The 11812-nt window shown below is 46.1% G+C and carries 13 protein-coding genes; 5 read left to right on the plus strand and 8 right to left on the minus strand.

From position 1 onward, the window contains the following. Positions 1 to 18: 18 nt before the first annotated feature. The 5 genes from gcvH to V6D42_RS10450 all read right to left on the minus strand — a co-directional run bounded on the left by gcvH (position 19) and on the right by V6D42_RS10450 (position 6291). Positions 19 to 402 carry a glycine cleavage system protein GcvH gene (gene gcvH, locus V6D42_RS10430; RefSeq protein WP_333513166.1) on the minus strand — a complete coding sequence of 128 codons (384 nt, stop codon included), beginning with the start codon at positions 400 to 402 and terminating at the stop codon, positions 19 to 21. A 66-nt stretch (positions 403 to 468) separates the two neighbouring features. After that, positions 469 to 825 carry an arsenate reductase family protein gene (locus tag V6D42_RS10435; protein WP_024122775.1) on the minus strand — a complete coding sequence of 119 codons (357 nt, stop codon included), beginning with the start codon at positions 823 to 825 and terminating at the stop codon, positions 469 to 471. Positions 826 to 936: 111 nt separating this feature from the next. Beyond that, entirely contained in the window at positions 937 to 2721 is a 1785-nt protein-coding gene (gene fadE, locus V6D42_RS10440) for an acyl-CoA dehydrogenase FadE (RefSeq protein ID WP_333513167.1), read from the minus strand. 14 nt (positions 2722 to 2735) lie between these two features. Next, the gene (locus tag V6D42_RS10445; protein WP_326329623.1) at positions 2736 to 3911 is read right to left on the minus strand and encodes an acetyl-CoA C-acetyltransferase; all 1176 of its coding nucleotides are present in this window, start codon (positions 3909 to 3911) and stop codon (positions 2736 to 2738) included. 10 nt (positions 3912 to 3921) lie between these two features. Further along, positions 3922 to 6291, minus strand: a complete 2370-nt coding sequence (locus tag V6D42_RS10450) for a 3-hydroxyacyl-CoA dehydrogenase/enoyl-CoA hydratase family protein (protein ID WP_333513169.1) — start codon at positions 6289 to 6291, stop codon at positions 3922 to 3924. A gap of 175 nt (positions 6292 to 6466) precedes the next feature. On the opposite strand from V6D42_RS10450, the gene V6D42_RS10455 reads away from it, so the two are divergent. Continuing rightward, positions 6467 to 6610, plus strand: a complete 144-nt coding sequence (locus tag V6D42_RS10455) for a YuzL family protein (protein ID WP_010331806.1) — start codon at positions 6467 to 6469, stop codon at positions 6608 to 6610. A gap of 27 nt (positions 6611 to 6637) precedes the next feature. Here V6D42_RS10455 and V6D42_RS10460 read toward each other — a convergent pair whose 3' ends face one another. Next, positions 6638 to 7546, minus strand: a complete 909-nt coding sequence (locus tag V6D42_RS10460; RefSeq protein WP_333513171.1) for a proline dehydrogenase — start codon at positions 7544 to 7546, stop codon at positions 6638 to 6640. A 98-nt stretch (positions 7547 to 7644) separates the two neighbouring features. On the opposite strand from V6D42_RS10460, the gene V6D42_RS10465 reads away from it, so the two are divergent. From V6D42_RS10465 to mdtP, 4 genes are all read left to right on the plus strand, one after another. After that, positions 7645 to 7890 carry a hypothetical protein gene (locus V6D42_RS10465; RefSeq protein ID WP_333513172.1) on the plus strand — a complete coding sequence of 82 codons (246 nt, stop codon included), beginning with the start codon at positions 7645 to 7647 and terminating at the stop codon, positions 7888 to 7890. Positions 7891 to 7902: 12 nt separating this feature from the next. Further along, positions 7903 to 8235 (plus strand): spore coat protein, encoded by a 333-nt coding sequence (locus tag V6D42_RS10470; RefSeq protein WP_333513173.1) that lies wholly within the window; start codon positions 7903 to 7905, stop codon positions 8233 to 8235. A gap of 170 nt (positions 8236 to 8405) precedes the next feature. Continuing rightward, positions 8406 to 8852 carry a MarR family transcriptional regulator gene (locus tag V6D42_RS10475; protein ID WP_333513174.1) on the plus strand — a complete coding sequence of 149 codons (447 nt, stop codon included), beginning with the start codon at positions 8406 to 8408 and terminating at the stop codon, positions 8850 to 8852. A gap of 16 nt (positions 8853 to 8868) precedes the next feature. Then, positions 8869 to 10491: a multidrug efflux MFS transporter MdtP gene (mdtP, locus tag V6D42_RS10480; RefSeq protein WP_333513175.1), complete on the plus strand. Its 1623-nt coding sequence runs from the start codon at positions 8869 to 8871 to the stop codon at positions 10489 to 10491. A 34-nt stretch (positions 10492 to 10525) separates the two neighbouring features. Here the strand turns inward: mdtP and V6D42_RS10485 are convergent, their stop codons facing one another. Next, positions 10526 to 10909, minus strand: a complete 384-nt coding sequence (locus tag V6D42_RS10485; protein WP_333513176.1) for a tautomerase family protein — start codon at positions 10907 to 10909, stop codon at positions 10526 to 10528. 20 nt (positions 10910 to 10929) lie between these two features. Beyond that, a complete protein-coding gene (locus tag V6D42_RS10490) occupies positions 10930 to 11670 on the minus strand; it encodes an SDR family NAD(P)-dependent oxidoreductase (protein ID WP_333513177.1) in 741 nt (246 codons plus the stop codon). Positions 11671 to 11812 lie beyond the last annotated feature (142 nt).

An 11812-nucleotide genomic window follows, 5' to 3' on the forward strand; every position in this document is an offset into this window, starting at 1 on the left:
CTGCTCAGCTATCCAGTTTTAGTCTTGTTGTGTCATCTCTTCGTATTGCTCTGCTGTCATTAGTTTTTCAATTTCAGACGCGTCAGACGGTTCAACGACGATCATCCATGCTTTTTCATACGGAGATTCGTTGACGAATTCCGGGCTGTCATCAAGATCCTCGTTTACTTCCACTACAGTTCCGTTAATCGGTGCGTAAAGCTCAGATACCGTTTTTACGGATTCTACACTTCCGAAAGGCTCGTCCGCTTTGATTTCAGCGCCGACTTCAGGAAGCTCAACAAACACGATGTCACCGAGCTCGGACTGGGCAAAATGGGTAATGCCGATTTTGGCTTTTTCTCCTTTAACTTTTACCCACTCGTGTTCTTCTGAGTAACGTAAATCTTTAGGTATGCTCAATTGAATCCCTCCATTTTTTACAGCACTATAATAAGAAGATACCACACTTTTCAAAAAAAATTTACATTATGACCAGTTTTCTTCAAATTGATCTTCTTTAAAGCCGACTGTCACTTTTTCGCCGTCTGTTGTGAGTGGGCGCTTAATCAGCATTCCGTCTGAAGCCAGCAGTTCAAGCTGTTCATCCTCTGACATGTGATATAGCTTTTCCTTCAGATTCAGTTCACGGTATTTCATGCCGCTTGTGTTGAAGAATTTCTTTAAATCCAGCCCGCTTTTTTCATAAAGCGATTTTAGCTCCTCTTTGCTTGGAGGCTGCTCTGCAATATGTATTTCGTTGATTTCTTTTCCATGCTCTTCAAGCCATTTTTTCGCTTTGCGGCACGTTCCGCATTTAGGGTACCAGTAAAAAGTTAACGACATCTTCTTCCCCCTCAATAAAATAATCGAGGTTATTTTAACACAGTTTGTTTTAAAAACCTAAAACAGTGCTTCATAAAAAAAGAGCTCCGGATGTGCGGAGCTCCTTGGGACTCAGACAATATATTTTTCAGCCTCGAACACACCCGCTGCCGCTTCACGTTTTTTCCGAATGACATTTTTAGGCGTCACGCGCGTCAGCTTGCGGAGGGCCGAGAGCATCATACGGAGAGAATCTCCTTCTTCCATTGCAAGTAAAGATTCTTTCGCATGGGCTTCAATTTCATTAAAGACTTCTTGAACGAAAATTTCTGTGTACAGCAGCTTTTGCGCTGCTTTATCGCTTCCTTGCGCGGCAATCGCCTTTTCCGTTCTGAGCACCGCTGATTCCATTGCATATACATTGCTGACAATATCAGCAACGTTTACGAGGATTTCTTGTTCGCGATCGATCGCTTTTCCGTATTTTTGCGCAGCAAGACCCGCGGCGAACAGGGCAATTTTTTTAGCTTGCTTGACGATATATTTCTCTTGCTCTAATACGCCAGTGCCGGGCTCCTCAGGCATGAGCATCATGAGTTCTTCTTGAAGCGCCTGTGCCTTTTCAAAAAGAGGCAGCTCGCCTTTCATCGCTTTCTTCAGGAACGTGCTTGGCACGATTAACCGGTTAATTTCATTGGTTCCTTCGAAAATTCGGTTGATCCTGGAATCCCGATAGGCTCTTTCCACTTCATACTCCTGCATAAATCCGTAGCCGCCGTGGATTTGCACACCTTCATCAACAATATAATCAAGCGTTTCAGAGCCAAACACTTTGTTGAGAGAGCATTCAATGGCGTATTCGGCAATGGATTTCGCAATTTGTCTTCCGTCCTTTAGGTCTTCAGCTGTGAACTGGCTCATATTGTCTTCAAACAGCCCGACGGTTCTGTACACAGAGCTTTCCATCGCATACAATCTTGATGCCATCGTCGCGATTTTTTCCTGTGTCAGCGAAAAGCCTGCGATCGGCGTTTTAAATTGGCGGCGCTGATTTGCGTAAGCGGCGGACAGCTCGATCACCCGTTTTGACGCGCCGATCGTTCCTACTGCCAGCTTGTAGCGGCCTATATTTAATATATTAAAGGCGATAACATGCCCTTTGCCGATTTCTCCAAGAAGGTTTTCCTTCGGCACCTCAGCCTGATCTAAAATGAGAGTTCTCGTCGATGACCCTTTAATTCCCATTTTCTTTTCTTCAGGTCCCGTTGATACGCCAGGAAAATCTTTTTCTACAATAAAAGCGGAGAACTTTTCGCCGTCCACTTTTGCGTAAACGACAAAGACATCGGCAAAGGCTGAGTTGGTGATCCACTGTTTTTCCCCGGTTAATACGTAATGCGTTCCTGCTTCATTCAGCACCGCGGTCGTTTTTGCGCCTAACGCATCAGATCCGGAACCTGGCTCAGTCAGTGCGTACGCAGCAATCTTTTCCCCTGAAGCCAGATCAGGGAGATATTTTTTCTTTTGTTCTTCCGTTCCGAAGAAGACGATCGGCAAGGAACCGATACCGACATGCGCACCGTAAGAAAGTGAAAAGCTTCCCGCCCGCGAAAATTTTTCAGTGATCAGCGCCGAACTGATTTTATCAAGGCCCAGCCCGCCGTATTCCTCGGGAACATCGGCACCGAGAAGGCCGAGTTCTCCCGCTTTCTTCAAAAGCCGGACGGAATGTTCAAATTGATGGTTCTCAATGTCATCTATATGCGGCAGAACGTCTTGTTCAATGTAATCCTCCGTTGTTTTCGCAATCATTTTATGCTCGTCGGTGAAATCCTCCGGTGTATACATCTGATCATATGTGACTTCCTCTATTAAGAAGCCGCCGCCTTTTAGTACTTCAGCTGCTTTTCTCGTCATTTGTTTTTCCCCCTTTAGCATAATTCGAATACGCCGGCTGCTCCCATCCCGCCGCCGATACACATTGTGACGACTCCAAATTGCTCGTTTCTCCGTTTCATTTCGTGAATCAGTGAGAGTGTAAGCTTTGTGCCCGTACATCCAAGCGGGTGCCCGAGTGCGATAGCGCCTCCATTGACATTCACTTTCTCCTCATCAATCCCCAGCTCCCTGATGACTTGGATGGCTTGTGATGCAAACGCTTCGTTCAGTTCGAACAGCCCGATATCCTGCAGTTGAAGCCCGGCAAGCTTCAGTGCACGTGGAATGGCTTCGACGGGTCCGATGCCCATGACTTCCGGCGGCACCCCGCCAACGGCAAAGGAACGGAATTTGACAAGCGGCGCCAAACCAAGCGCATCCGCTTTTTCGCGATCCATCAGCATGACAGCCGCCGCCCCGTCACTAGTTTGCGAGGAATTTCCTGCAGTGACTGTTCCGTCAACGGAAAAGGCAGGGCGCAATGTGGCTAAAATATCTGCGGTCGTTTGCGGGCGTACACCTTCATCCTGAGAAAAAACAGTATGTTTTTCCTGCGGCTTATGGTTTTCGCCGATTTCTGTCACTCTGACTTCGACTGGGACAATTTCATCTTTAAATTTCCCCTCTGCAAGAGCTTTGGCAGCTTTCTGGTGACTGTGCACTGCAAAAGCATCCTGATCTTCACGGGAAACGCCGTATTTTTTCGCAACCTGTTCTGCTGTGTGTCCCATGCTCATGTAATACTCCGGCGCTTTTTCGGCCAATGTGAGGTTCGGACGGGTCACATGCCCCATCATCGGAACCTGTGACATGGATTCTGCTCCGCCTGCAATGGCTGTATCATAAGCGCCAAGCATAATTTTTTCTGCCGCATATGCGATGGACTGAAGACCTGAGGAACAGTAGCGGTTGACTGTAATCGCCGGCACCGTATATGGCAGACCCGCAAGCGCGCCGATATTTCTCGCCATATTGAGCCCCTGTTCCGCTTCTGGTGTCGCACAGCCTATAATTAAATCGTCAATATTGCCCTCATAGCCGCCTGCTCGTTTCAGCGTTTCTTTCACGCAAATGGCTCCCAAATCATCCGGGCGAACGGTGGCCAATGATCCTTTTTTCGCTTTCCCAACCGGTGTTCTTGCTCCTGCCACAATGACTGCCTCTTTCATAAACTCCCTCCTAGTTCCGTAAAGGTTTGCCTTTCACCAGCATATGCTGCATTCTCGCCTGAGATTTCGCCTCGCCTGCCAGACTTAAAAACGCTTCTCTCTCAATTTCTAATAAATACTCTTCATCCACCTCTGTACCGAACGGCACTTTTCCGCCGGCAATCACAAAAGCAAGTTTTTCTGCAATTTTCATATCATGCTCAGATAGGTAGCCGGACAGCTTCATTTGCTCTGCACCGAGCAGAAGCGCGGCATAGCCTGTTTCCCCCGCCACCTTGACCTTTTCTTTTACAGGCGGCCGCCAGCCGGTATCGTATAAAGAGGTGGCTAGCTGCTTTGCATCGTACAGGAGGTGATCCTGGTTAGTGCTGATACGATCAGCCTCTTTTAACATACTCATTTCCCGAGCCTCTTGGGCGGAAGTTGACACCTTAGCCATTGCGATCGTTTCAAAAGTTTTGATGGCCGCATTCATCGGATCAAGACCGCGGCGAAGATGATTGATGTACAGTTCTTTATTGCCCCCTCCGCCAGGGATGAGGCCGACTCCTGATTCCACAAGTCCCATATAGGCTTCGCTTGCCGCTTGTATCCGTGCAGCAGGTAGACACACTTCCGTCCCTCCGCCGAGCGTCATGCCAAATGGAGCGGCAACAACAGGTTTCGTGCTGTATTTGATGTTCATCATTGTCTCTTGAAAACGCCGTATCACCAAATCAACTTCCATAAAGTTGTCATCCTGCACTTCCATTAAGATCATGGCAAGATTGGCGCCCACGCAGAAATTTTTTCCTTGATTGCCGATGACAAGCCCTTTGTAATTCCGCTCTGTTTCTTCCAATGCTTTGTTGATCATTTGAATGATGTCAAGCCCGATGGCATTGCTTTTCGAGTGAAATTCCAGAAGCGCTACATCGTCACCAAGATCGATCAAGCTCGCTCCGCTGTTTTTCGCAATGACGCCGTTTGTTTCTTTAACTGACTGTAAATGGATGCGTTTCTTGTTTTCTTTCACGGCCCTGTATTCGCCGCTTTCGTAATAAAGCACTGTTCCGTTTTCTCTGATGTAGAAAGTTTCATTCCCTTTGTCCAGCATATCTTTTATCCAGCCAGGAATCTCCGCTCCAAGCTGTTCAAACTTTTCCGCCGACTGTCTGAGACCGATTGCGTCCCAGATTTCGAATGGCCCCAGTTCCCAGCCGAATCCCCATTTCATGGCTTGGTCGATTGCATGAATATCGTCGGCGATTTCTCCGAGCAGCTGGGCTGAGTAAAGCAGTGTTTGCGACGTAATATTCCACAGCAGCCGGCCAGCCCTGTCTTCCGAATAAATAAGCGCTTTCATTTTAGCTTTTGTCCCTTTAGCTTGCTTTGCCGCTTCAAGAGCCGGCGTTTTCATCTTTGTCCGTTCTCCGTAAGTAAGCGTCATCGGGTCAAGCTCATAAATCGTTTTTCCTTCTTTTTTATAAAAGCCTTGACCGGATTTGCTTCCGATCCAGCCTTTTTGCAGCATGTCATTCATGAAGTCAGGCAGGCGAAATACTTCTTTTTCGTCTCCCTCTGCTTTGTCATACACGTTTCGGGCGACGTGGGCAAAAGTATCGAGGCCGACAACATCCAGCGTTCTGAAGGTTGCGCTTTTCGGTCTTCCGATCAGCGGGCCTGTGATGGAATCGACTTCTCCGACCTGATAGCCGCCTTTCAGCATTTCTTGAACCGTAATGAGAAGTCCGTACGTCCCGATTCGGTTTGCGATAAAATTTGGTGTGTCCTTAGCTGTGACCACACCTTTGCCGAGGACATTTTCACCGAAGGATGTCATAAACGCCAGGATGTCAGGATCAGTTTCCTTAATCGGAATGATCTCCAGCAGCTTTAAATATCGCGCCGGGTTAAAAAAATGCGTTCCGAGAAAATGAGCTTTAAAATCTTCAGACCTGCCTTCAGCCATCGCCTGCACTGAGATGCCGGACGTGTTGCTCGAGACGATGCTGCCCGGTTTCCGATGCTCATCCACGAGAGAGAAAATCTTCTTTTTGACCTCAAGATTTTCGACAACGACCTCAATAATCCAATCAGCTTCCTTCAGCTTCTCGACATCATCTTCTAGATTGCCGGGAGTAATATAAGCGGTGTTTTGTGCTGACGTAAGAGGGGCGGGCTTTTGTTTCAGCAGCTTTTTCACCGCAGACCTGCTCAGCCTGCTGCGCACCTCCGGACTTTCCTTGGTCAGCCCCTTTTTCTCCTCTTCCTTCGTTAAATCGTTCGGCACAATATCAAGCAGCAGGACCGGAATTCCGATGTTAGCCAAATGCGCAGCAATACCGGAACCCATAACCCCCGATCCTAAAACGGCTGCTTTTTGAATGTGTTTGTGCATGAGACATCCCCCTTGAGCGTTGAATGAATAATCATTCATTTTTTGGTCAAAAAAAATGGAAACCCGTTTCTTCTTTCATCATAAAAGATTTTTGTTTCGACTTCAATAGCTAATTTGTTATTTTTTTGTATGAAGCAGATAGAAGACGGGAAACTTAAACCCGGAGGTGAAGGGAATGGTGAGAGAGAAAAAGAACCCGTCTTCAGCAGCAGTAAGCGCGGCGAGCGTAAAAGGAGATGCCGGTCCGACACAGCATTACGGCGGCGGAAAACGGACAAGCCAAAATCAGCAGTATAAGAAACATAACATGGAACAATAACAATGCAGTCCGCGTCCCGCGGCTGCTTTACTTTTTAAAAATCCCTTTTAACACAAAAGCTGCATTAGCGGGTCTTTCAGCGATTCTTCTCATAAAGTAACTAAACCAATCGGTTCCATACGGGACATATACACGCATCTTGTACCCTTCCTTCACAAGTTCCTTCTGCCGCTCCGGCCTGATGCCATAAAGCATTTGAAACTCAAATTGGGACAACGGGATATGATGCTCGGCAACGAGTTTCTTCGTAAACGCAATGATGTCATCATCGTGTGTAGCGACGGCAGTATAGTTCCCGCTCAGCAGATGCAGTTTAATCAAGCTCTGGAAGTGAAGGTCTGTTCCTTTTTTATCAGGGAACGCAACAGCCGCAGATTCCTTGTAAGCGCCTTTGACGAGCCTGAGATTCGGCTTCAGATCGTGCAGCTTACGGATATCTTCTGCCGCCCGGTAAAGATACGCCTGTATCACCGTGCCCAGCATGTCAAATTCCTGCTTGCACTGCCTGTAGATGGCAAGTGTCTGTTCATAATGTGAGTAGTCCTCCATATCGATCGTCACAGCCACGTCATTTTCCTTCGCAGCAGATAAAATGTCACGCAAATGTGAAACAGCCAGCTCTTCTGAAATATCGAGCCCTAATGACGTCAGCTTAAGCGAAAGCTCGGAATCTAATCGGTGTTCGGCAATCGCTTGAATGGCCTTCTTGCATTCTGCCGCGGCTCGACTTGCTTCTTTTTGTGTAGCCGCATACTCGCCTAAATAATCAAGGGTTGTGCACAAACCGGATCGATTCAGCTTTTTAATGGTCCGAACAGCCGATTCAATCGTGCCCCCCGCGACAAATCTCCGCGCCCCCAGCCGTGATCCGTATGCTTTGGCAAGTTTGGTGAGCGTTTTATTTTGAGATAAGAATAAAAACATATGTCTCAACATCCAATTCCTCCTGACGATACAGCCTTCTTCAAAACACCTGTATATAACTCCCATACTGAAGGAAACATAAAACGAATAGAACGCAAAGGAGGATGACAATGAACAATCAGCAGCAATCTCAAATGCCGCCCTCTGTCATTTCAACAAAGGATCATTTGTATCTGAATGACATGCTGAACTGGAATCTGCTCGCGATGAAAAAAGCGCATTTTATGGCGCAGCAGTGCCAGGATCAAACTTTAAAACAAGAACTAGACCGCGTCGGACATATGCATCACGATCACTATCAAAGAATATTAAAGCACCTGCAGCCAGACCAGCAGCAGTCCGGCTACATCCAATAAGGAGGCGCCAAAATGAATCAGCAAAATCAGAAAATCAGCAACCCGCAAACACCTGTGCCGACTACATCAGAAATGAATGACAGAGATTTCGTCAATGAGCTTTTGACAACGGAAAAATACATGACCACTGCGTATTGCACTGCTCTGCATGAGTTCAGCCATGAATCTCTCTATCAGGATATTCAAACCATTTTTGATGAGTCACAAAAAGCGCAAAGAAAACTGTATGATCTCATGTTCCAATATGGGTGGTATACTGTTGAAGCAGAGGACGCCCAAAAGCTGCAGCAATCCTATCAAAAGTTCCAGCAGACCATTCAGCAGCAGTCTCCTTATCAGCAATAAAGTTTATCAATCAGATCAGCAAAAGGGTACGATGTGCTTTACTGGCATCTATCCTTTTTTTTGTGTAAAGTCAGTTGACTTTTTATTAACATTTATTTATATTTAATAAGCATTAACTATTTTAATACATTAAATATAAACATGAGTTATATTAAAGAGGAGAAATGAAGATGAAGAGTGCGGATCAGTTAATGTCTGATATTCAAATATCGCTTCAGACGCTCTTTCAAAAGATACAGCCTGAAATGCTGGATAGCATGGAGAAACAGGGGGTTACCCCCGCGCAGCTGTTTGTGCTCGCGAGCTTAAAAAAGAATGGCAGCCTTAAAATTTCTGAAATTGCAGAACGGATGGAGGTCAAGCCAAGCGCGGTTACGTTAATGGCAGACCGCCTTGAACAAAAAAATCTGATCGTCAGAAAACACAATACACAAGACAGGCGAGTCATTAATATCAGTCTTACCGATGAAGGAGACAGAAAGTTCGAGGACGTTTTGGCGGGTAGAAAAGCCATAATGGCACGATACCTTTCCTACCTGACAGAAGAAGAAATGCTGCAGGCAGCGCATATTACGAAAAAGCTGGCACAAGCTGCTGCTGAAACCAATGAAAAGTAAATTAGGAAAAGAGGAAATGGATGAAATGAGTAATGAAGGAAAACAATCAAAACGGACTTTATTAATAACCGGCTTAATCATTGCCATGTTTTTCTCAGCCCTTGACGGCACCATTGTTGGAACTGCCATGCCGAAAATCGTCGGAGATCTTGGCGGTCTAAGCATGATGACCTGGCTGACTACAGCGTATTTGTTAACATCAACAACGGTCGTGCCGATCGCCGGTAAATTAGCCGACTTATTGGGGCGCCGGATCGTCTATGTATCAGGTTTGCTTATTTTTATGGCTGCTTCAGCTCTGTGCGGAATGGCCAACAATATGACAGAATTAATTATTTTCCGCGGTTTGCAGGGAATTGGCGGAGGTATTATGATGCCGATGGCCATGATTGTCATTGGTGACTTATTTACAGGAAAACAGCGTGCCAAATTTCAAGGGGTCTTTGGTGCTATTTACGGACTTGCTTCTGTTATCGGTCCGCAAATCGGCGGCTGGATCGTTGATTCATTAAACTGGAAATGGGTTTTCTATATTAACCTTCCTGTTGGAATTATCGCCGTTATTTTTATCGCCAGAGGATTGCAAGGCCGTAAGCAGACTGGTCCGATCAACTTTGATATCGCCGGTATTTTTACAATGATTGTCGGAGTTGTCAGCCTTCTTCTTGCCCTAAGCTTCGGCGGAAAAGATTACGCATGGGGCTCATGGCAGATTCTCGGCTTGTTCGCTCTCGCATTGATCGGCATTGTGAGCTTTATTATTGTTGAGTCGAAAGCGAAAGAACCGATCCTTCCTATGTATCTATTTAAAAATAGAACATTTACGTTTTTGAACTTGATCGGCTTTTTTATGAGTATCGGAATGTTTGGCGCAATTACATTTGTTCCTTTCTTTATGCAGGGAATTGTCGGTGTAAGCGCGTCTGAATCAGGGACGATTATGACACCAATGATGATCTCAATGATCATCACAAGCATTATCGGCGGCCAGCTTGTTTACAAAATAGGAATTAAACCGCAAATCATAACAGGCATGCTGATTATGGCTGGCGGATTCCTTCTGTTAACCACATTGGATCTAGATACGAGCAAACTTATCGCAACATCCTATATGGCCATTATTGGTCTTGGAATGGGTCTTGTTATGCCGATTCTGACGCTGGCTTTACAGGAAAGCTTTTCAAAAGAGGAGCTTGGGGTCGTCACCTCTTCCAGCCAATTCTTCCGTTCTATCGGGGGCACATTCGGCATTACCATGCTGGGCGCTATAATGAACGCCCGATCCGGAAGCTTGCTGACTGATAAACTGGTTCCATATTTAGACTCGCTTCCGGCACAGGCAAACGCCTTTGCTTCTCAATTAAAGGGCATGATTGACACAAATCCGCAAGGGCTGCTGCAATCACTGTTCAGCCCGGACGCAATCAAACAAATTCCTGCGGCTTTCTCATCCCATGTCATGCCGATTTTAAAAACATCATTAATGGATTCGCTCCACAGTGTTTTTTATGCAGGCCTCATCTTTATCGCAGTCGGAGCTGTATTTACCTTATTCTTAAGACCTATTAAGCTTTCGAATAAGAACACGGATGAACAAAAGGAAAAAGCGGCTCAAGCCGTTGAATCTCCTTCTCATTAATAGAGCAACCCGCGGACATAACCGCGGGGCTTTTTTATTCGATCATCTGAGCCCTTCCATTTCCAAAGGACCAATCCTCATCCTGATTTCCAGCCAGTATGATAAACACATCTTCTTTCCTTACACCGAGCTCCGAATGAATCCGGCTTGCCACTGAATGGTAAAACGATTTCTTCTGTTCTGTTGTTCTTGAATCTTTCAATGTAAAATGGATGTAAATCAGTTCATCTGTGCGCTCTACCTGTAAATAATACGGATCATAAAAAAATTCGCTTTTTTGGTATTGCCGGATCACTTGAAAGTAATCATCAGCCGGCACATTGATTTCTTCGATCATAGACTGATGAATGGCTCTGCTTAGTTTTTGAAGCCATTCTTTGTTTCTCCCCGCTCGTAAATGTATCTGTACAAATGGCATTTCTCAAGCCGCTCCTCTCTTTACATCGTCTGGCCGCTGTCAATCGTGATGATTTGTCCTGTTAGGGATTCCTGTTCAAGCACGGAACAAATCAGCTGTGCCACATCACCCGCTTCAGCAATTCTCTGCAACAGCAAAGTGCCGCTCATGTTTTTCATTTTTTCTTCACGCCCTGCCCACCATCTTGTCGCGACAGCTCCGGGTGCGACACCGCACACTCTGATTTCTGGCGCCAAAGCGTGTGCCAATGATTTTGTCAGGCCGTGCACCGCTGCTTTTGACACAGCGTAAGGCATAGAAGAGCCCGCCCCGGTTGCCCCCGCGATACTGCCAATATTAACGATCGCCCCAGCCTTGGTTTTTTTCATGAAAGGAGCCGCTGCTCTCGCGCAAAAAAACATTCCTTTGACATTGACCGCATATAACTCGTCCCATACGTCCTCTGTCGCGGCATCAAGATCATCCATTGGAATATGGTGTGTAATGCTTGCATTGTTGATTAAAACGTCAATCGTGCCGTATTGCTTTGCTATTGATTGAACCATGTCCTGCACTTCACTGTTTTTGGACACATCGGATTGGATAGCAACGGCCTGCCCGCCCTCTCTTTTGATGATGTCTGCTGTTTCCTCAGCCTCAGCACGCGAGCGTGAATAGTTTACCGCAACAATCGCTCCCCGTTTCGCTAATTCAATGCATGCTGCTCTTCCTATTCCCGTGCCGCCCCCAGTGACGAGAGCTATTTTGTTCTTAAGATCCATTGCCGCCACTCCTTGTTGTTTGTATATATTTTGAAATCTAAACTGCTGATTCTATTGTAATGCAGGTTTGGTGTTCCGTATAATGATTGTTAAAGATACTTGATATCATTTAGATTGATAGCAAAAGAGCGGGGGATTTAAC

Origin of the sequence: Bacillus sp. 0909A (assembly GCF_036765115.1) — a bacterium.
Classification (GTDB): domain Bacteria; phylum Bacillota; class Bacilli; order Bacillales; family Bacillaceae; genus Bacillus; species Bacillus mojavensis.